Origin of the sequence: Sphingomonas sp., assembly GCF_041661885.1 — a bacterium.
In the GTDB taxonomy this organism is placed as follows: Bacteria; Pseudomonadota; Alphaproteobacteria; order Sphingomonadales; family Sphingomonadaceae; genus Sphingomonas.
Map to the genome: position 1 here is coordinate 211,228 of NZ_JBAZTL010000005.1, position 19,762 is coordinate 230,989.

Annotated in this window: 22 protein-coding genes and 2 tRNA genes; 14 read left to right on the forward strand and 10 right to left on the reverse strand. The window is 63.7% G+C overall.

The annotated features are described in order from the left end of the window. Nucleotide 1 precedes the first annotated feature (1 nt). Genes WC704_RS11600 through WC704_RS11610 form a run of 3 tightly spaced genes read left to right on the forward strand, consistent with a single transcriptional unit; the run spans nt 2 to nt 5,477 of the window. Nucleotides 2-3,187, forward strand: coding sequence for an efflux RND transporter permease subunit (locus tag WC704_RS11600; RefSeq protein WP_372890076.1), 3,186 nt, complete (start codon nt 2-4; stop codon nt 3,185-3,187). Then, nucleotides 3,184-4,656 (forward strand): efflux transporter outer membrane subunit, encoded by a 1,473-nt coding sequence (locus tag WC704_RS11605; RefSeq protein WP_372890077.1) that lies wholly within the window; start codon nt 3,184-3,186, stop codon nt 4,654-4,656. Before WC704_RS11600 ends, WC704_RS11605 begins: the two co-directional genes overlap by 4 nt. After that, nucleotides 4,656-5,477, forward strand: a complete 822-nt coding sequence (locus tag WC704_RS11610; RefSeq protein WP_372890078.1) for a CoA ester lyase — start codon at nt 4,656-4,658, stop codon at nt 5,475-5,477. The genes WC704_RS11605 and WC704_RS11610 overlap by 1 nt, the downstream gene beginning before the upstream one ends. An 85-nt stretch (nt 5,478-5,562) precedes the next feature. Here WC704_RS11610 and WC704_RS11615 read toward each other — a convergent pair whose 3' ends face one another. From WC704_RS11615 to WC704_RS11625, 3 genes are read right to left on the reverse strand one after another with little or no spacing between them, the layout of a single operon-like run. Continuing rightward, complete coding sequence (locus WC704_RS11615) at nt 5,563-6,435, reverse strand: S-methyl-5'-thioadenosine phosphorylase (protein WP_372890079.1); 873 nt, start codon at nt 6,433-6,435, stop codon at nt 5,563-5,565. Continuing rightward, the gene (locus WC704_RS11620) at nt 6,432-6,785 is read right to left on the reverse strand and encodes a hypothetical protein (protein WP_372890080.1); all 354 of its coding nucleotides are present in this window, start codon (nt 6,783-6,785) and stop codon (nt 6,432-6,434) included. Before WC704_RS11620 ends, WC704_RS11615 begins: the two co-directional genes overlap by 4 nt. Nucleotides 6,786-6,788: 3 nt before the next feature. After that, complete coding sequence (locus WC704_RS11625) at nt 6,789-7,412, reverse strand: DNA-3-methyladenine glycosylase (protein WP_372890081.1); 624 nt, start codon at nt 7,410-7,412, stop codon at nt 6,789-6,791. A 73-nt stretch (nt 7,413-7,485) separates the two neighbouring features. Here WC704_RS11625 and WC704_RS11630 point away from each other — a divergent pair, with 73 nt between their 5' ends. Continuing rightward, nucleotides 7,486-7,803: a 2Fe-2S iron-sulfur cluster-binding protein gene (locus WC704_RS11630; RefSeq protein WP_126847794.1), complete on the forward strand. Its 318-nt coding sequence runs from the start codon at nt 7,486-7,488 to the stop codon at nt 7,801-7,803. A gap of 66 nt (nt 7,804-7,869) precedes the next feature. Here the strand turns inward: WC704_RS11630 and rlmB are convergent, their stop codons facing one another. After that, nucleotides 7,870-8,613 carry a 23S rRNA (guanosine(2251)-2'-O)-methyltransferase RlmB gene (gene rlmB, locus WC704_RS11635; protein WP_372890082.1) on the reverse strand — a complete coding sequence of 248 codons (744 nt, stop codon included), beginning with the start codon at nt 8,611-8,613 and terminating at the stop codon, nt 7,870-7,872. A gap of 78 nt (nt 8,614-8,691) precedes the next feature. Continuing rightward, complete coding sequence (locus WC704_RS11640) at nt 8,692-10,302, reverse strand: M20/M25/M40 family metallo-hydrolase (RefSeq protein WP_372890225.1); 1,611 nt, start codon at nt 10,300-10,302, stop codon at nt 8,692-8,694. 184 nt (nt 10,303-10,486) lie between these two features. Here WC704_RS11640 and WC704_RS11645 point away from each other — a divergent pair. The 3 genes from WC704_RS11645 to WC704_RS11655 all read left to right on the forward strand — a co-directional run bounded on the left by WC704_RS11645 (nt 10,487) and on the right by WC704_RS11655 (nt 11,686). Then, nucleotides 10,487-10,573 (forward strand) — tRNA-Tyr (locus WC704_RS11645). Nucleotides 10,574-10,710: 137 nt separating this feature from the next. Further along, a complete protein-coding gene (locus WC704_RS11650; protein ID WP_372890083.1) occupies nt 10,711-10,959 on the forward strand; it encodes a helix-turn-helix domain-containing protein in 249 nt (82 codons plus the stop codon). Beyond that, a complete protein-coding gene (locus WC704_RS11655; protein ID WP_372890084.1) occupies nt 10,943-11,686 on the forward strand; it encodes a helix-turn-helix domain-containing protein in 744 nt (247 codons plus the stop codon). The genes WC704_RS11650 and WC704_RS11655 overlap by 17 nt, the downstream gene beginning before the upstream one ends. On the opposite strand, the gene WC704_RS11660 is transcribed toward WC704_RS11655, so the two are convergent. The 4 genes from WC704_RS11660 to WC704_RS11675 form a co-directional block, all read right to left on the reverse strand. After that, entirely contained in the window at nt 11,675-12,613 is a 939-nt protein-coding gene (locus WC704_RS11660; protein WP_372890085.1) for a DNA adenine methylase, read from the reverse strand. The two genes, WC704_RS11655 and WC704_RS11660, sit on opposite strands and share 12 nt — an antisense overlap. A 137-nt stretch (nt 12,614-12,750) precedes the next feature. Further along, nucleotides 12,751-12,900, reverse strand: coding sequence for a hypothetical protein (locus WC704_RS11665; RefSeq protein ID WP_169313335.1), 150 nt, complete (start codon nt 12,898-12,900; stop codon nt 12,751-12,753). Further along, nucleotides 12,897-13,319, reverse strand: coding sequence for a DoxX family protein (locus WC704_RS11670; RefSeq protein ID WP_372890086.1), 423 nt, complete (start codon nt 13,317-13,319; stop codon nt 12,897-12,899). Before WC704_RS11670 ends, WC704_RS11665 begins: the two co-directional genes overlap by 4 nt. Before the next feature lie 49 nt (nt 13,320-13,368). After that, nucleotides 13,369-14,193 carry an EipA family protein gene (locus tag WC704_RS11675; RefSeq protein WP_372890087.1) on the reverse strand — a complete coding sequence of 275 codons (825 nt, stop codon included), beginning with the start codon at nt 14,191-14,193 and terminating at the stop codon, nt 13,369-13,371. A 170-nt stretch (nt 14,194-14,363) separates the two neighbouring features. On the opposite strand from WC704_RS11675, the gene WC704_RS11680 reads away from it, so the two are divergent. After that, nucleotides 14,364-14,456: transfer RNA gene (locus WC704_RS11680), tRNA-Ser, on the forward strand. Nucleotides 14,457-14,699: 243 nt separating this feature from the next. Here the strand turns inward: WC704_RS11680 and WC704_RS11685 are convergent. Beyond that, nucleotides 14,700-15,176 carry a ferritin family protein gene (locus WC704_RS11685; RefSeq protein WP_372890088.1) on the reverse strand — a complete coding sequence of 159 codons (477 nt, stop codon included), beginning with the start codon at nt 15,174-15,176 and terminating at the stop codon, nt 14,700-14,702. A gap of 199 nt (nt 15,177-15,375) precedes the next feature. On the opposite strand from WC704_RS11685, the gene WC704_RS11690 reads away from it, so the two are divergent. From WC704_RS11690 to WC704_RS11715, 6 genes are read left to right on the forward strand one after another with little or no spacing between them, the layout of a single operon-like run. Then, nucleotides 15,376-15,657, forward strand: coding sequence for a PepSY domain-containing protein (locus tag WC704_RS11690; protein WP_372890089.1), 282 nt, complete (start codon nt 15,376-15,378; stop codon nt 15,655-15,657). A 2-nt stretch (nt 15,658-15,659) separates the two neighbouring features. Next, nucleotides 15,660-16,262, forward strand: a complete 603-nt coding sequence (locus WC704_RS11695; protein WP_372890090.1) for a cytochrome b/b6 domain-containing protein — start codon at nt 15,660-15,662, stop codon at nt 16,260-16,262. Then, nucleotides 16,243-16,929 (forward strand): response regulator, encoded by a 687-nt coding sequence (locus WC704_RS11700; RefSeq protein ID WP_372890091.1) that lies wholly within the window; start codon nt 16,243-16,245, stop codon nt 16,927-16,929. Before WC704_RS11695 ends, WC704_RS11700 begins: the two co-directional genes overlap by 20 nt. Further along, nucleotides 16,895-18,265: a sensor histidine kinase gene (locus WC704_RS11705; protein ID WP_372890092.1), complete on the forward strand. Its 1,371-nt coding sequence runs from the start codon at nt 16,895-16,897 to the stop codon at nt 18,263-18,265. The genes WC704_RS11700 and WC704_RS11705 overlap by 35 nt, the downstream gene beginning before the upstream one ends. Before the next feature lie 60 nt (nt 18,266-18,325). Further along, nucleotides 18,326-19,060 (forward strand): cytochrome b/b6 domain-containing protein, encoded by a 735-nt coding sequence (locus tag WC704_RS11710; protein WP_372890093.1) that lies wholly within the window; start codon nt 18,326-18,328, stop codon nt 19,058-19,060. After that, entirely contained in the window at nt 19,053-19,754 is a 702-nt protein-coding gene (locus WC704_RS11715) for a VIT family protein (RefSeq protein ID WP_372890094.1), read from the forward strand. The genes WC704_RS11710 and WC704_RS11715 overlap by 8 nt, the downstream gene beginning before the upstream one ends. Nucleotides 19,755-19,762: the final 8 nt, after the last annotated feature.

Consider the following 19,762-nt stretch of genomic DNA (forward strand, 5'->3'; position numbering starts at 1 on the left):
CGTGAAGTTCCCCCATTTCTTCATCGATCGCCCGATCTTCGCGGCGGTTCTGTCGATCCTCATCGTCGTGTTCGGCGTGGTGGCTTATCCGTCGCTGCCGATCGCGCAATATCCGCAAATTGCGCCGCCGACGGTGGTGGTGAACGCCACCTTCCCCGGTGCCAATGCCGAAACGCTGGCCGAAACGGTGGCTGCGCCGCTCGAGGAATCGATCAACGGCGTCGAGAACATGATCTACATGTCCTCTTCGGCCACTGGTGATGGCGCGTTGGCGATCACGGTGACGTTCAAGCAAGGCACGAACGTCGATCAGGCGCAGGTGCTGGTGCAGAACCGTGTCTCGACCGCCGAACCCCGCTTGCCGACAGAAGTCCGGCAAATCGGCGTGACGGTGCGCAAGAACTCGCCCGACATCCTGCTGGTGATTGCGCTGACCTCCCCCGACGGCTCGCTCAGCGAATCCTATGTCTCGAATTACGCGACGACGCAGATTGTCGATCGCATCTCGCGTATTCAGGGGGTTGGCGGCCTGCGCAGTTTTGGCGGGCGCGACTATAATATGCGCCTGTGGATTGACCCGGACCGGGCCGCATCACGCAACCTGACCGTCGATGAAATCGTCGCGGCGGTGCGTGGGCAGAACGTTCAGGTCGCAGCGGGCGCGGTCGGCGCGCCGCCGTTCAACCAGGGCGGCACCGCGTTCCAGCTCGGGATCCAGGCGACCGGCCGTTTGACGACGCCCGAGCAATTCGGCGAAATTGTCATCAAGCGCGATGACAAGGGGCGGCTTACTCGCCTGCGCGATGTCGCGCGGATCGAATTGGGCGCGCAGGACTATACGATCAACGCCGCGCTCAACGGCAAGCATATGACGGCGCTTGGCATCACGCAGTTGCCGGGCTCCAATGCGCTCAGCACGGCGGAGGCGGTGAAAGCCGAGATTGCACAAGCCGCGAAAAGTTTCCCGCCGGGCCTGGCCTATTCGATTCCTTATAACCCAACCGAATATATTCAGGCGTCGATCGAGGCGGTCGAACATACGCTGGTCGAGGCGCTGGTGCTGGTCGCGCTGGTCGTCCTGCTGTTCCTGCAAAGCTGGCGTGCGGCGATCATCCCGATCGTGGCGATCCCGGTATCGTTGATCGGCAGCCTGGCCGTGTTGGCGGGGTTCGGCTTCAGTCTCAACAACCTGTCACTGTTCGGCATGGTGCTCGCGATCGGTATCGTCGTCGACGATGCGATCGTGGTGGTCGAGAATATCGAGCGCCTGATGGAAGAGGAGGGGCTCTCCCCCCGCGAGGCGGCGCACAAGACGATGGACGAAGTGTCGGGCGCGTTGATCGCGATCGCGCTGGTGTTGTGCGGCGTGTTTATCCCGACCAGCTTTATTCCGGGTATTTCCGGGCAATTCTATCAGCAGTTCGCGCTAACGATCGTTTCGGCAACGGCGATTTCCGCCTTTGTGTCGCTAACCCTGTCGCCGGCGCTGGCGGCGATGGTGCTCAAGCCCAAACATGACGAGGAGCCCAAGCCCGGTTGGCGCGGGCTGGGTACGCGCTTTGCGCGCGCGTTCAATCGCGGCTTCGATTGGCTGGGTCGCACCTTCGGCAAATTCACAGCGCGCGCGGTGCGCAATCTGGCCATTGTCGGCATTGCGTATGTCGTCCTGATTGGCCTGGCCGGATGGCGCTTCACCGCGACTGCAACCGGGTTCATTCCGGCGCAGGATCAAGGGTATTTGATCGTCGCGGCGCAATTGCCACCGGGCTCTTCGCTTCAACGCACCACCGAGTTGATCCAGCGTGCGGGCGAAATTGCGCGCAAAAACCCGGCGACCCGTGACACCGTCGCGTTCTCCGGCCTCGACGGCGCGACCTTCTCGACCGCGCCCAATGCCGGCGCGATGTTTATCGCGCTCAAGCCGCGCGCCGACCGCGCCGATGCGACGGTCGTCGCCAACCAGATGCGGCAGGCCTTCGCACCGCTGGCCGGTGGCCTGTTGCTGGTTATCCCGCCGCCACCGGTGGCGGGCATCGGCACTGGCGGCGGTTGGAAAATGTTGATCGAGGACCGCTCGAACCTCGGCTATAAGGCGCTTGAGGGTGCTGCCTTCGGGATGATGATGAAGGCCAATCAGACGCCCGGCATCACCTCCGCCTTCACCACCTTCAACACGCGCACGCCGCGGCTGTTCGCCGATATCGATCGCGAGCGCTCCGAGCAGATGGGTGTGCCGGTATCCAACGTGTTTTCGACGCTTGGGACCTATCTCGGCTCGTCCTACATCAACGACTTCAACTATCTGGGGCGCACCTATCGTGTAACGGCGCAGGCCGATGCGCCCTATCGCGACCAGATTTCCGATGTCGGGCATTTGCGTACCCGGTCGGCGGCAGGCAATATGGTGCCGCTCGATGCGGTGATGACGCTGCGTAACGACAGCGGGCCGTACCGCGTGGTGCGCTACAATTTGTATCCCTCAGCGGAGCTGCAGGGCGATACCGTTCCCGGCTATTCCTCGGGACAGAGTCTGCAGACGATGGCGAAGCTGGCGGGCGAGATTCTGCCCAAGGGGATGAGCTACGAATGGACCGAAATCGCCTTCCAGCAAACGCAGGCGGGCAATACCGGATCGCTGGTGTTCGCGCTGGCGGTGTTGTTCGTCTTCCTGTTGCTCGCGGCCAATTATGAAAGCCTGGTGCTGCCGTTCGCGGTGATCCTGATCGTGCCGATGTGCTTGCTCGCGGCAATTGTGGGTGTGAACATCATGGGGATGGACAACAACATCCTGACGCAAATCGGTTTGGTCGTGCTGATTGGTCTGGCGGCAAAGAATGCGATTTTGATCGTCGAATTCGCCCGTGCGAATGAAGATCAGGGAATGGAATTGCACGCCGCCGCCGAACATGCCGCCGAGCAACGCCTGCGTCCGATCATCATGACTTCGATTGCCTTCATTCTGGGCGTGTTGCCATTGGTAATCAGCGCGGGGCCTGGTTCGGAAATGCGCAAGGCGCTTGGTGTCGCGGTGTTCTTCGGGATGATCGGGGTGACGACCTTCGGCTTGCTGTTCACGCCGAGCTTCTATGTCATCAGCCGCAAGGGCGGCGATTGGGTGGCGCGCAAGCTGCGTCGCAAGCCCCGCGCACCCAAGCCCGGTGACGCAGCAGAGGTGACCCCGGCATGACGCGCGCGCTGCGAATTCTGGGGGCGGCCCTTCCGGCATTGGCCGTTTCGGCCTGTGTCGTCGGGCCCAATTACCGCCATCCGACAACACCCGTCGCGGCCAAGGGCGGTGCCTTTGTCGAACCCGCCCGCAGCACGGTGGCGGCGGCGAGCCCGCTTCCCGACCATTGGTGGCGGCTGTATGATGATCCAACGCTGGATCGGCTGGTGGCCGATGCGCTGGCGCACAACGCCGACATTCGCGCCGCCGCTGCCAATCTGGAACGCGCGCGCGCTGTCCTGTCAGAACAGAATGGCGCACGCCTTCCCGCAGCAAGTTCGAGCGCCCAATATACCCGCCAACAAGCCAATAGCGCGAGCGCTGCGGCCTTTGGCGGTGCTGCCGCCACGCAACGAACCTTTCGCTTCGATGCCTTCAAGGTCGGTTTCGATGCCTCTTATGAGGTCGATCTGTTTGGCGGCGTAACGCGCGCGATTGAGGCCGCGCGTGGGGATGCGCAGGCGGCGCAGGGCCAGCTCGATGCCGCGCGCGTGTCGGTCGCCGCCGAAACCGCGCGGGCCTATGCCAGCGCGTGCAGCAATGCCGCGCAGCGCGCCGTCGCGGTTGAGACAGTGGCGCTGCAACAGCGCACGCTGGGGCTGACCAATACGCTGTTCACGGCGGGGCGGGGCACGCGTCGCGACGTGGAGCGCGCCGATGTCCTGCTTGCGCAAACACAGGCGACGATTCCCGGATTCGAAGCCGAGCGCCGTGCGTCGCTTTACGCGCTGGCGGTGTTGACCGGTTTGCCGCCCGAGCAAGTCGATGCCGCCGCCGACGCGTGCAAGGCGCCGCCGGCGATGCGCGCTGTGGTGCCCGTCGGTGACGGTGCGGCGCTGATTGCACGCCGCCCTGATGTCCGCGCGGCCGAACGCACGCTTGCGGCGGACACAGCGCGGGTCGGCGTGGCGGTGGCGGATCTTTATCCCAAGATATCGTTGCTCGGCAGCATCGGGCTCAATTCCACGCGTGGCAGCCAGGTGTTCAAGGGCAGCGCGGTCAATTATTCGTTCGGGCCGCTCATTTCATGGAGCTTCCCCAACCAGACCGTCGCACGCGCGCGAATCCGTCAGGCGCGCGCCGGAGCCGATGCCAGCCTTGCAACCTTCGATGGGAAGGTGCTCGGCGCGCTGAGCGAAGTCGAGCAAGCGCTGGCCCGGTACGCCGGGGCGCTCGATCGCAATGCGGCGCTCCGCCGTGCGGAGGCGTCGAGCACGGCGGCGGCCAAGCTGTCGCAAGTGCGGTTCGATTATGGGGCCGACAGTTTTCTGCTGCTGATCGAGGCCGAACGGGACCGTGCCGATGCGCGCGCCGCTTTGGCGCAATCGGATGCGGCGGTGGCCGATGCGCAGATCAGCTTGTTCAAGGCGCTGGGCGGCGGCTGGGAAGATACGCCTGCACCAACCCGGCGGGAGGCACCCGCCCCATAATGCGCGCCATCCGCAGCGCCTTGTTCATGCCGGCGTCAAACGCACGCGCGATCGAGAAGGCGCGGGGGTTGGCGTGCGATGCGGTGATCCTCGATCTGGAAGATGCCGTTGCGCCAGAGGCCAAGGCAAGCGCCCGCGCCCAGGCATTGCAGGCGGCGGCGGATGGCGGGTTTGGCGGGCGGACGCTGGCGCTGCGCGTCAACGCGCTCGACAGCGAATGGGGCATCGCCGATTGCGAGGCAGCGCGCGACGCAGGCTTTGATGCGATCGTGTTGCCCAAGGTATCGCACTGCGATGATCTGTCAGCGGCGCGCGCACTGCTCGGCGACGTTCCGCTGTGGGCGATGATCGAGACGTGCGCGGCGATGCTCGCATTGCCCGCGATCGCGGCGACGCGTGGGCTGGGGTGCCTGATTGCGGGCACCAACGATCTCGCCAAGGACATGCGTTGCACGCCGGGGGCAGAGCGCCTGCCGCTGCTGCCGCATCTGACCGCGATCGTAACGGCGGCGCGCGCGCATGGCCTGATCGCGCTCGACGGCGTGTCCAACGTGCTGGCCGAAACGCCAGAACTGGCGGCGGAGTGCGCGCAAGGTGCGGCGTTCGGTTTCGATGGCAAGACGCTGATCCACCCGGCGCAAATCGCGCCGACCAACCGCGCCTTCGCGCCGTCCGCCGCGCGGATTGCGTGGGCGAAGGCGGTGATCGCGGCCTTTGCGCAGCCCGAAAACGCCGACAAAGGCGCGATCCGCGTTAACGGCGAAATGGTGGAGCGGTTGCACCTGAGCGAAGCCGAGCGGGTCGTCACGCTCGCGCGCTGACCCGAACGGCGCAGCCGCTTTCCTGCCTTCTTCGTGCCTTTGTGCGAGAAAATGCTCGCACGAAGACACAAAGATAGAAGAAGAATTATTTGCCGAGCACGCGCCCTGCGACGGCGTCGAGTTGTGCCAGCACCGCCGGATCGCGCGCGGCGGGGGCGGTAATCAGCGCATGGTCGAGCACGGTGTCGAGTGGGGAGGGCGCGCGTTCGCTCGGCAAGGCTGCGACCAAAGCGGCCAGCGCCTTGCGCGCGATTTCGCCGTTCGCGCCCATTTGCTTGATGACCTCGGCCACCTCGACGAACGCGGCTTCCTCGCGCCAGCAATCATAATCGGTGACCATGCCGATCAGCGCATAGGGCAGCTCCGCCTCGCGCGCGAGCTTGGCCTCGGGCATCGCGGTCATGCCGATCACGTCGGCACCCCATTGGCGGTAGAGCAGGCTTTCCGCGCGGCTGGAGAATTGCGGGCCTTCCATCGCCAGATAGGTGGCGCCTTTGGTCACCGCGCCGCCCGCCGCTGCGACCGCGTCCGCCGCATAGCCCGACAGGCGCGGGCAGACCGGCTCGGCCATCGAGACATGCGCGACCATGCCGGTGCCGAAGAAACTCGATGTGCGCGCGACGGTGCGATCGATGAATTGATCGACCACCACGAAATGCCCTGGCGGTAATTCCTCGCGCAGCGACCCGATCGATGAAATCGCGATAATGTCGGTGCAGCCGCTGCGCTTCAACGCGTCGATATTGGCGCGGAAGTTGAGTTCGGACGGGCTGATGCGATGCCCGCGTCCGTGGCGCGGCAAGAAGACGAGCTCAACGTCGCCGATCGACCCGAACAGCAATTCGTCCGAGGGCTGCCCCCACGGCGTATCGACGCGGTGCCAGCGCGGATTGTGCAAGGCATCGATCGCGTAAAGGCCTGATCCGCCGATGACGCCCAGTTTCCACTTTCCGCTCATGCGGGTTTCCCTTCCTGTGATTCGAGCCGTGCCAGCCACACCTGTGCCTGTTTGGGCTCGCCGACGGCGTGGGCCGATACAGGGCCGCGCGATGCAACGAAATCCACATGGAGCGCGAACGGCGGCATCGACAATTGCGCGCGCAAGTGATCGGCGGCCTCGCCCAATTCGGTCAGTTCCAGCACGGTTGGTGCCGCCTTGGCGGCGTGCGCGCGGTCCTTGGTGTGGCCGAACAAGCCCCATTGGCCCGCTGCGGCGCGTCGCAGCGCGGCGACGAGTAGCGCGCGATACTCGGTTTCGATTTCGGCGCGACGTTCGTCGAGCCGGGCGAGGCGGTCGGCCTTTGCCATTGCTCAGACGACCGTCATGTCGCTTTGATAATGATGCCAGGCGAAGATCGCGGCGGCGCCACGGTGCGGACGCCACGCTTCGGCAAGCTCACGCACCAGCTTCTCGCTTGGCCGTTCCTCATGGCCGAGCAGGCGACCAACCTCGATCTGCACCGCCAGATCACCCGCCGGCCAGATGTCGGTGCGGGCTTCTGCGAACAGCAGATAGATTTCGGCTGACCAACGCCCGATGCCCTTGACCGCGACCAGCTTGGCGATCGCATCCTCGTCATCGGCGGGCAGATTTTGCAGATCGAGTTCTCCGCTCGCCACCAACGCCGCGAGGCTGCGCGCATAGCCCGCTTTCTGGCGCGACAGTCCAGCTTCGCGCAACGTCTCGTCGCTTGCGCTGATAATGTTGGCGGGGTCGTCGAGCGAGCCGACCAGCCCTTCGAGCTTGTTCCACACGCTCTGCGCCGCCTTGGTGCTGACTTGTTGCCCGATGATCGTGCGCAGCAGCGTTGCATAACCGCGCTCGCGCAAGCGCGGCGCAGGATAGCCGACGCGGGCGAGCGCGGCGGCAAAGGCGGGTTCTCGTTCGGCCAGCGCGTCCAGCGCGGTTTTCAACTGGTCGGCGCTCAGGCCCATGCGGTGATACCTTGATCGGGGCCGCATCTGGCGGCATGGCGGTGGAGACAGTCGCTATCGCAAAGGATCGCTCATGCCCAAGCTTATCGTCGTGACCCGCGAAGGGGAAGAACGGGAAATCGAGGGCGATGCTGGCCTTTCGGTGATGGAAGTGATCCGTGACGCGGGGATCGACGAAATTCTGGCGCTGTGCGGCGGGTGCTGTTCGTGCGCGACCTGCCATGTCCATGTCGACCCGGACTTTGCGGCCAAACTGCCCAAGATGAGCGAAGACGAGAACGATCTGCTCGATTCCTCGGCCGACCGCGACGCGACTTCGCGCCTGTCGTGCCAGATTGAGCTGACCGACGCGCTGGACGGACTGAAGGTCCGCATCGCCGCAGAGGATTGAGGCGGCAAGCGGGCGGCGCGGTCGCCGCCCGCTCCAACCGCCTCCGCTAATCGGGCGCTCTCCCGTTCAGCGCGATGCCACCGCGTACAGCGCAATTGCTGCGGCGTTCGACACGTTCAGGCTTTCGACCCTATGGGAGATCGGCAAACGCGCAAGTTCGTCGCAATGCGTAGCCGTGTTCTGCCGCATTCCTTCGCCCTCGGCCCCCAGCACCAGCGCGACGCGCTGCGTGCCCATCGCCTGGGTCAAGGTCTGCGTGGCTTCGCCGGTCAGCCCGACGCGCCAGAAACCGGCCTCGGCAATCTCATCGAGCGCCCGCGCGAGGTTGACCACGCGTACCCACGGCACGATTTCGAGCGCGCCCGAAGCCGCGCGCGCAATCGTGCCCGATTCAGGCGGCGCGTGCCGGTCGGGCGTGACGATGCCGAGCGCATCGAACGCGGCGGCGGAGCGCATGATCGCGCCGACATTATGCGGGTCGGTCACCTGGTCGAGCACCAGCAACGGACGCTGGTCGCCTTCGCCCTGCTGCAGCAAATCCCCAAGCCACATATCCTCCAGCGGATCGACTTCGGCGACCAGCCCCTGATGCGGCGCGTCGCCCGGCACCAGCCGCGCGAGATCGGCGACATCGGCATAGACGATCGGGATCACCGGCGGGATGTCGAGGCTGGCGGCGGCTTCGCGCGTCACCCACAGCTTGCGCACGGTCCGTTCCGGGTTGGCAAGCGCCGCCGTGACGGCATGGCGTCCCCAGAAGCGCGGGCGACCGGCAGGAGCCTGTGACGGGCGATGTCCACGGCGCGCCATCAGTTGCTCTCCACGATCGAGAGACGCGGCGCGCGCACGGGGAACGGGGCACTCTTTGAAAAGGGTACGGGCACGGGTTTATTCATCCTCGTCGGAATAAGCGAAAGGCTCGGTCACCACCGGCTTGGTCGGCAAAGGCGGGCGGGGCAGGGCCTTTTCGGCATTGGCGGCATTGACCAGGAACGACGCAAGAATGGTCGAGGCCTGGCGCATGTCATTGCCCTTCAAATGGTCGAAGGTGTCGATGCTCGAATGGTGGACGCGGCTGTCATAGTCGAGCGGGTCCTGGATGAACTGGAAGCCGGGCACGCCAACCGCCTGCATGAAGACATGGTCGGTGCCGCCGGTGGTGCGGATCACGACGTCCTTCGCCCCCATCGGGCCGAACGGGGCGAGCCAGTCGCGGAAGATCGGCACCACCGCCGGATTGTTCTCGGCATAGATGCCGCGCACCTTGCCCGAGCCATTGTCGAGGTTGAAATACGCGGCGAGATCGCCCCAGCCGGGCTTGGGCGTGATTGGCCAGCGGTTCGACCAGCCGGTATACAGCGCCAGGCCGGTCTGCTTCGGGTCGCTGGGGTTGCCGCGTGTCGCGAGGTGGCTTTCGACATAGGACAGCGATCCGAGCAACCCCTGTTCCTCGCCCGCCCACAAGGCGAAGCGGATCGTGCGCTTGGGGCGGATGCCGGTTTTGGCGATGATGCGGGCTGCTTCCAGCACCATTGCTGAGCCTGCGCCATTGTCGGCAGCGCCATCGCCCGCGACCCACGAATCGAGATGGGCACCGGCCATCACATAGCCGGCCTTGGGATCGGAGCCCGGGATTTCGGCGATGACGTTATAGGCGCGCGTGTCGCTATCGTCGAAGCGCACGTCGCTGTTGATCTCGACCGTCGGCGCGGGACCGATCTTGGCGAGGCGGGCAAGGCGGCGATAATCCTCGGCGGCGATCTGCACGGCGGGCAGCGCGGGCGTATCGCCGACGCCGAAGGTATAGCCTTCGCCGCTGACCAATTTCCCGTCGCGATAGGCCATCGTCGCCATCGCGACCGCGCCTTCGCTCTTGAGGAAGGCATCGAGCTTCTTGGCAAAATCGAGCCGCTTCAGGCGGCGGTCGGCGGCTTCGGGATTGTAGGTGGGCTGCTGATATTGGTCGAGCTTGCCCAGTTCCTCGCTGGTGTAGCGCTGGAACGGGGCCTCGCCCGGCTCGGAGCCGGTGTTGGGCAGCGTGACCATGACGATCTTGCCCGACAGCTTGCCACGCCATTTGTCGAAATCGCGCACGCGCGAAATCGGCGCGACGATGACCGGTGCCGAAATCGGCCCGTTGGTGGCGGGCGTCCACGCGATCGGGATCGCGGTGAGTTGGATCGGGCGCGGGGTCAGCATCTTCACGCTGGAGGCGACGATGTACCAGCCGCGACCGAATTCGAAGCCTTCCTTATGGACGTTTTTCAGCCCCCATTCGGCGAATTTGGCCTGGGTCCAGGTCTCTGCCGTGCGCATCGCGGGGGAATTGGTCATGCGCGGGCCGATCACGTCGGCGAGATGTTCGGCGGTCAGCATCACTTCGCTATGGGCAATGCCCTCGTCGATGATTCGCGCGGCCTGCGTGCGGTCGACCGACTGGCCAAGCGCGGGCGCGGCAACCAGCGCGGCGCACGAAGCAAGAAGCAGGACACGACGCATCATATAAGGACCTCGAACAGAAAAGGGACGGTATCTGCGTGGGTATGCGCGGCGCGGCGCGCGCGCAAGGTCGCTCTTGTCGTCGTTGTGATGACCTTAGCCGTTGACAGGGGCGCATGTGGTCGGCATTGGCACGCCTCGCTTTTTTGAAGCGGCCATCCTTTCCCAAAGGATGCGCGCCTGGGGACAGGTGGCCGAGTGGTTAAAGGCAGCAGACTGTAAATCTGCCGGAGTTTCTCCTACGTAGGTTCGAACCCTACCCTGTCCACCAACCCTACCCGCCGGGGCGCCTGCGGCGGGCAAAAGGCGATGACCAGCGAGATGGATTATCATCACGCTGGATTTATCCCGCAGAACTCTACCCTAAGTGTGTAGACTTAAAGTCTTCATTATCGGACATGAGCTTGCATGAGCGGAGGGGAATTGGAGTCCGGCGGCTTGCAGGCCACGGTCGCGGCGAACGTTAGGTGCAAACGTTTGCGGCTTGGATTGTCGCAGGAACAGTTGGCGGACCTGAGTGGTTTTCACCGGACTTATATTGGCTCTGTCGAGCGGGGCGAGCGGAACATTACCCTTTCTACGCTCGAATCCCTGGCGGCAGCCTTGGAAACCACGCCTACCGAACTTTTGCAGGCAAAAGATGGCCGAATTAGGTGATATTCCCAAAACACCGGCTAATGCACTGGATGAGGCCATGCTCGCGTTGTGTCGCGGTGTGGAGGCAAAGCGTGCTCGCACGGTAATAGACCATATTCTGGAACATGGGATCATCACCACTGAGGAATTGATCTATCTTTACGGTTACTATCACCCACCCCGCGCCATTCGTGACGTGCGGGAAAACGGAATTCCACTGATTACCCATCGCGTCACCAGTCCCAAGACTGGCCGCCGTATGGGTGCGTATACCTTTGACGATATATCAAGGATCAAGGCGGGGCGTGTGGGAGGCCGCAGGGCATTTTCCAAGCAATTCAAGCAGGAGCTTATCGCGCTTTATGGCGCGCGGGATACGATCACGAACCAAGCACTCCACGAACGATACCTTCAGATTGATCACCGCGTACCCTACGAAGTTGCAGGGGACGACAGCGGTCCGTTGCATTCGAGTGATTTCATGTTGCTGGACGCATCATCAAACCGTGCAAAAAGCTGGTCCTGCGAACATTGCGACAACTTTCGGACCAAGCGCGATCCGGTCATTTGCAAAGCGTGCTTTTGGGCATCCCCCGAAGAGTATGCGCATATTGCCGAAACCCCATCACGCCGTGTCACATTGGTTTGGACCGGCAAAGAGGTGGCCGCTTATGAACGTTTGAAAAGCGAGGCGGGAGCAAACGGCACCGAAATTGTCGCATATATCAAGCGACGTTTAGGCGAATAAACGGTCCTGCACTGGGCGAGACTTGTAAATATCCGCGGTGCCAGCGTTCAGGGATCGCGAGACATAAAGGCTTTCAATCGTCTCGTCACTGCGGCCGTTAATGGTGGCTTGCGACGAGCGTCCTGCATGAAGTGCCAGATGGTCTGCGTCCACAGTGTCGGGCAGGGGTTCGCCGTAGATTTTTTCGCCCATTTGCCCGTCATAAGAGAGGATATAGGGAACCCCCCGCGCGTCGAAATTGTGGAGGCCATCAATTAGGCGTTCACGCTCCAGGCCCGCTGCATATCGCTTGTCTGTCCCATATGTTGTGCCTTGGTAGGGCGGGTCCATATAGATCAAATCACTTGCCGCCGCGTTTTGGACACAGTCGCGGAAATCACCACGAAATAGACTGACCCGACCCTTGAGGAGGCGGCTGACCGCGTGGGCAGTGCGCGTAACGCGATCCGGCTTCATGCCGGTACGGCGCTTGTCCGCAGACTGGGTAAAATGCCCACGGCGATTGAACCGCACGGCATTTTTTACGCACCGGGCAACAAGGTAAAGCAGCAATACGGGGTCGCTACTTTCGTTAAACTCGGCGCGGACGTCATTGAAGTGGGATGGGTTTTCAAACTGCCCATGCCACAGCGCCGCATAACGATCGGAAAGCTCGCCTGGCGTATCGATGATGAGCGCCCACAAATCGATCAAAGGCGTGTAGCTATCCCCAATCACGAATCTGTCGGCCAGATCGTGCGTTGCTGCAAACAGCGTGACGGCGGCGGATCCGGCGAAAGGTTCGTAGAGTGTGGGGACACTGTCCGGGAAAAGGCTGCAAATCCGGGGGGCGAGTGCCCGCTTGCTCCCTTGATAGGGAATAGGCTGAATCGAAAGCGGGCTGAGAGTCATGGTAGCGATATGATACTTAAAGTCATCAACGGTCAAGGTGCGCTCGCAATTTCTCACTCGCTTTCGCCGAAGGAACTCCCTTTATAGGGTAAGGGGTGTGGTAATCCCTTGTGTCCGCCCCATCCGGGTGCACCGGTCTGTCCCTTCTTAACCTTCCGCACAGCGGCGCGCGCTCACTTCTCGGTAAAGCGTTTCACCTTAACCGGCAGGTCCTTGCCCTTGGTCCGGCGCGAGGGGATCTGCACCGGGTTCTTCTTCTTCCACGCGGCCCAGGTCATCGGGCCGTCGGGCGTGTCGATGATAGTATCGTCGATGTCGCTCATCGGAAACTGCTCCGGCGTTTGAAGGGCCAGTCGATTGCCCCACCGGCGAACAGCGACCACCACACGATCACCGGTTGAAACAGCAAACGCGGGACATGATACCACAGGCTCAAACCGCCCGTGCCATGTTCGATATAATCGAGCGCGTGCTTCACATTGGCGGGATAGACGCACACCGCATACAGCGCCAGCATTACCCCCGCCCACCACCGCCAGCGCGGCAGGAACAGCGCCACCGCCCCGGCAATTTCACACAGGCCGGTGATGAGGATTACGGCGCGTGGAAAGGGCACGAACGCGGGCGTTATCGAAAGAAACGGCGCGGGCACCGCCAGGTGAAAAATGCCCGCAACCCCATACGCTGCTGCAAGCAGAGCACGAAGGACGGAGCGGGTGCGTGGCGCGATGGCGGGGTTCATCGCGCCTGCCTATCCGCTTATCGCGCGATCGGCAAAGCGCGCCTCCGCATCAGAAGGGGAACCACCGCGATTTGTGGCTGAACTTCATATAGCCAAGGTTCACGCCCTGTCGCCAGCCGACGCCAAGCCGGATCGGGATCAGCACGATATTGCCGCGCCGCAAATAGGTCGCGGCGAACCCGCCGACGAAATAGACCCGACCCTCGCCCGCGGGGAACCGCCGATACAGGTCTTCCGAATCGTAAAGGTTATAGACCAGAACGAACACCTTATTGGCATCGCCGCCAAGATCGAAGCCGACCGAGGGGCCGGTCCAATAGACCGGTTGCTGCCCTTCGATCTTGTGGAACATCGTACCCTTGCCATAGCGCAGGCCAACCACGATCGCGCCCGACGCCTCGCGCCCCGCGATATAGGCGTTGGGCTGGCCCTGTTCCTTCAACGTGCGCTCCAGGATGCCGGCAAGGCCCGCCGCGCCCTTGCCGAAGGTTCCCTCGGCGGCGTTGAGCAGTTCCTGCTTCTGAAAGGTCTGGCTGGCGGCGGATTCGGCGTCGGCTCCTTCGCGCGCAACCGACTGCGAACGCGCATCGCGCGTGGCGCCGTCCTGCGGCGCACCCGCCACCGGGGGCTGTCCCGAAAGCGGCACTGTCGATTGCGGCGCGTCGGGGTAACGCGGCGTATCCGGCGCGGTCGGCCCCGTGGCTGGATCTTGCGGCCTTGTTTGGGCGGAGGTCGCCTGCCTGCGAAGATCGGCGTCGATCGCCTGATTGGGGTCGATCGTCCGCACCTGCCCGGTGACAGGAGCAGAGGCCGTGGCCAGCGCCAGCACGAAAATGGCCCCACTCTTCGAGGCCTTCGCCCAAACTTTGCGCATCGTTCTTCTCCCCACGCTGCAATCCGCTCTCGTAACGCGATCGTGCCTGTCCCGACAATGAACCACCCGATTGACCGCGACCAGCCGAGTCGATTTTAGGCCAGATAACATGCGAACGCGCTGTTGATCCGGAACGCAGGCGCGGCTATAGCCGCCCTTCGCCGTGATCCGGAGACGTGGGTGAGTGGCTGAAACCAGCGGTTTGCTAAACCGCCGTACCGGGTTTACTGGTACCGAGGGTTCGAATCCCTCCGTCTCCGCCAAAACCTATTGAAATCATTAGATTTTTTCTGGTTTTGGGTTTTGCGTCCGGGTCTCCGTCCGGGTTTTTGAAGCGGATTTTTGCGAACTGCTGCGACCAGCCGTGAACGGACTGCGACGAACTGTGGCAATGCGAGCTTGCCGAACCTCGCTGGTTTCAGAGCTTGGGAGTGTCGGCTCGCCCGTGATTAGAGTTTGAGCGACACCAACACCAACACCAACACTGAAACTGACGCCGAGACCGCCTACCTCGCCGAGAGCTTTGCCAGCGCGGCCTTGTAAGCGTCGTAGTGGGTTCCTTCGTCGACTGCGATCTGACGGAACATCGCCGCGACCTTCACGTCGCCATCGGCTTCGGCCTGCTTGGCGAAGTTCACGTACATCGTGACGTTCTCGTAATGCTCGCCGGCCATCGCATCCTCGAGATTGGCGCTGTTCGCGCCGCCAAGCTTCAGCGCCTGGGCCTCGCGATCGAAATGCTCGTTCGCCTCGATGTTGGCGGAGGCGCGGAAGAGCTTTGCGAGCGCGGGCTTGCCTGCCGCCTCAGCCTGATCGGCGTAGCGCAGATATTTGAGGTTGGCATACGCCTCCCCGTGCATAGCGGCTTCGAGGTTCGTGCGGGTCTGCGGTGAAAGTGGTTTACCTTCCGGTGGCGCGGCGATCGCGCTGGTGGAAATTATGGCGACGACGCTGGCGGCCGCAGCGAACAGGGTACGGTTCATGGTGTATCTCCGATATGCGCCGACAGCGGCGACGACCGGCTTGTGCAACGATGTCCTGACGCATTCCTGACGCAGCGTTCAGAGAGCCCGAAATTTGCGGGCCACGGCTTTTTCGCCTTCCGTCAGCTTTTCGTCAGTAGCCTGGCGCAGTCCGATTTAGCCGGGTCGGCAACACCGCCCGATCACAGAGGATTGTCCCATGAAGCGTTCCAGATTGCTCAAGTTCGCCCTGACCGCCGCCGCCCTGTCGGTTGCATCGATCGCAAGCGCGGCCCCGGTCTGCACCAAGGTGCCGCCAGCCAAATGGCTGACACAGGCGCAGATGAAGGCGAAGATCGCCAAGATGGGCTACCGCGACATCAAGGTCTTCCAGGTTTCGGGCAGCTGCTACGAGATCTATGCCCACACCAAGGACGGCAAGCGCGCCGAAGTCTATTTCAATCCGGTGACCGGCGCGGTCGTCCAGAACAACGTCGACTGATCGTGGCCGCGACCGCCCCCGTCGCCGCTGCGCCCACCCCTGGCCCGGTCCCCCGCCGGGTCAGGGTGTGGGATCCGATCGTCCGTATCTTCCACTGGACCGTCGCGGGCGGTGTCATCGCCAACCTGACGTTTCTGCGACATGCAGAAAGCCAGCACATCTATGTCGGTTATGCCGTCATCGCGGCCCTGATCCTCAGGCTCGGCTGGGGCTTCGTCGGGCGGGGTCATGCCCGCTTCGCCAGCTTCGTGCCTGGCCCGCGTCGGCTGGTCGGCTATTTCACCGCGATGCTGGGCAAGCGCGAGCCGCGCTATGTTGGCCATAATCCGGCGGGCGCGGCGATGATTGTGCTACTCTTGGTTCTGCTCGCGACGGTCGGCACAACCGGCTGGATGATGGGCCTTGATGCGTTCTGGGGCGTCGCGTGGGTCGAGACCCTGCATGAGGTGACGGCCAACATATTGATCGGTGCGGTTGCGCTGCACGTCATCGGCGCGATCGTCGAAAGCATCCGCCACCGCGAGAACCTGCCGCTCGCGATGATTACCGGCTACAAGCGGGCGGCAGAAGGGACGGACATCGACAATGCGCCTGCTGCTGGTTGAAGATAATGCCCGTCTGGCGAGCCTGATCCGCGAGGGTCTCGATCGTCAGGGCTTCGCCGTCGACTGGTGTGAAACGGTCGATGGCGCCGAACACGCGCTGAAGATCAACGATTATGACCTGATGCTGCTCGATCTCGGCCTGCCTGACGGCGAGGGTCTGGATTTGGTTCGCCGGCTGCGGCGGCGTCAGGATACGGTGCCGATCCTTATCCTGACCGCGCGCGGCGGGCTCGATGATCGGGTGCTGGGGCTGGACGCTGGCGCTGACGACTATCTGGTCAAGCCGTTCCAAATTCCGGAGCTCGCCGCACGGTGCCGCGCGCTGCTGCGGCGCCCCGGGGCATCGCTGGGGACCGAACTCACGGTCGGAAACGTCATTCTGCATTCTGCCGAACGCAGCGTCGCGGTGGCTGGCCTTGCGGTGGAAGCAACGCCACGCGAGGTCGACCTGCTCGAATGCCTCTTGCGGCGAGCCGGCCATGTCGTCGCCAAGCCTGCGCTCGAGGGCGCACTCTACTCGTTGGATGCTGAAGTGACGCCGAATGCGCTGGAGGCGTGCATCTCGCGCCTGCGCAAGCGACTGACCACCGCCGGGGCTGACGTCCAGATCCGGACGGTCCACGGCGTCGGCTATGCGCTGTTCGCGCCTGTCACTGTTTATGGATAGAGCGGGAAACAGCAAGAAGGGACCGGTCGGGCCGACGCTGTTCCGGCAGATTGCGACGCGGCTGGCCGCATTCACCCTGTTGTTCGCGTTGCTCGACGTCGGCATCGTCGTCATCACCTACAGCAGACAGCCTGAATCGCTCGCGCAGGAACTGCTGACGCTCGAAGCGAACAAAGCGGAAGGATCGACCACTTTGGCCCCCGACCTGCTTGCCGGGCCGCCTGGGGCGGAACACTGGGCTGCGCGCTATGTTGAATCGAACGCCGATAGGTCGTCCGCGGCGCCATTGCGCGTCAATGCTCCCACCGGCATTTTGATGGACTGGACGCGCCGAGAACGTGTCCCTGGCGGCTATCGGATTTCGGGCGTCCGCTCGGTCGTTCAGGACGGGCAGCAACGCTGGCTGTTCATGCAGTTTGAAGGCGACGGCATTCGCCCCTACGTGCCCGTGATCGTCAACGAGATCGTGCAGCATGTCATTCTGCCGCTGATTCCGCTGTCGCTCCTGCTGCTGCTGTTCAACGTCTTTGCGGTCCGCCGCGTTCTCCAGCCGCTCCGACGCGCGGAGGCCGAGGTCGATGCGCTCGATCCTGACAATGTCCTGCTGCGCCTTTCCGAGGCGCCCGAACCGCGCGAGGTCAATACGCTCGTCCGGGCCGTAAACCGTGCGCTGACCCGGCTCGACGAGACGATGGCCATCCTGCGCGGTTTCACGGCCAATGCGGCGCACGAACTGCGCACCCCGCTATCGATCATGCAGCTGTCGCTCGACAACCTGCCGGCCAGTCCCCTGCGGGATGATCTGCAAGCCGACACACAGCATATGACCCGCCTGGTCGGCCAGATGCTCGATCTGGCCCAGGCTGACGCGCTGGCAGTCGAGCCAGACACGATCGTCGACCTCGCCGATATCGGTCGCGAGATTGTTGCTACGATGGCGCCCAAGGTGTTCGAGGCGCAACGCGACCTGCGGTTTGACGCGGTTGGCGATACGAGAGCGCTGGGCCATGCCGAGGCCATCTATCGCATCTATCGCAATCTGATCGACAACGCGCTCGCCCATGCGCCCGGCGATACACCGATCGAGGTGACTGCCGGACCCGGACCACAGATCAGCGTGCGCGATCACGGTCCCGGCATCACTGACGAAGATTTGCCCCACATTTTCGAGCGTTTCTGGCGCAAGGACCGACGCAAGACAGACGGGGCGGGTCTCGGCCTCGGCATCGTCCAGCGGCTCGCACAGGCACATGGCGGAACCATCGCGGTCGAAAACGCCCCCGGCGGCGGCGCGCTGTTCCGCGTGACCTTCGCCGCGCCCGAGGCGAACGGATAAGCGCCGCCGTCAGGTTTCCGTCAGAAGTCTGGTCGATGGGTTGCCCCATTGGAGGTGACCGTGACCGACTCATTGATTTCACCGGCTTCATTCGCCCCGTCGTCACCCGCGCGCGTTCGCGTGTGGGATTTGCCGGTGCGCCTGTTCCACTGGTTGCTGGTCGCGACCAACTTGATCGCGTTCCTGTCGTCGGAAGAGGGCAGCGCGCTCGCACCTTGGCATGTGCCGGCCGGATGGGTCGCTGCCATCCTCATTGCGTTCCGGCTGGTCTGGGGCGTCATTGGCGGCGAGCACGCACGCTTCACCGATTTCCTGAAGCCCCATCAGATCGCGCATCACATCGGCGGCCTTTTCTCCGGCAAGCCTGAGCGGTCGATCGGCCATAACGCACTTGGCGGCATCGCGATCATCGCCTTGCTCGGGACGGTCGGCGGTATCGTCTATACCGGTGCCACGATGCAGGGCGAAGCCGAAGGTGGGCTGCATGAGACGCTGGCGAATGTCCTGCTTGGCCTCATCGCGCTGCACGTCGCCGCCGTCATCGTGATGTCGCTGCTGACGAAGGACAATCTGATCGGCGCGTTCATCACCGGGACCAAGCGCGCCGATCTGCACCCTGGCGTAGAAGATGCGCGTCCTCCGGCGCCCCTGGCGTTGCCTGCCGCAGCGATCGTGATCGCGGGAACTACGTATGGAGCCACGGTGGTCGACCCCCTAGCATTCACCCCCGGTGCTCATGCCGATGCGGGCGAACGCGGCGGCGGTCCCGAAAAAGGCGAACACGGCGATGACTAGGCTGCGCCTTCACCCTGAACGCCATCTGGTGTCGCGCATCGGCTGGCTCCGTGCTGCTGTGCTGGGGGCCAATGATGGCATCGTCTCGACCGCCAGCTTGATCATTGGCGTGGCGGCAGCCGCCGCAAAGCCGGGCGATATCCTCATAGCGGGCGTCGCGGGACTGGTCGCTGGGGCCATGTCGATGGCGGCCGGCGAATATGTCTCGGTCAGCTCGCAGTCTGACACCGAACAGGCCGATCTTGCGCGCGAGCGCGCCGAACTGTCCAGCGACGTCGCTGCGGAAATCCAGGAACTGGCTGGCATCTACATGAAGCGCGGCGTCGATTCGGCAACCGCCGACATCGTAGCGCGGCAGTTGATGGCCAAGGACGCGCTCGCCGCCCATGCCCATGACGAACTCGGCATCTCCGAGAGGACGACGGCGCGGCCGATCCAGGCTGCGCTCACTTCCGCCGCGACCTTCACCGCCGGTGCCGCGCTGCCATTGGCGATCGTCATCTTTGCGCCAGCGCCCTGGCTGGTCGTCATCGAAGCGTTCGCATCGCTTTTATTCCTCGCGGTGCTGGGTGCTGTTGGAGCGCGGGCGGGTGGCGCGCCGGTCTGGGTCGCGACCATCCGCGTCACCTTCTGGGGGGCGCTGGCAATGGCCCTGACAGCCGGGATCGGCCTGCTGGTGGGAACGGCGGTATGAAACACTGC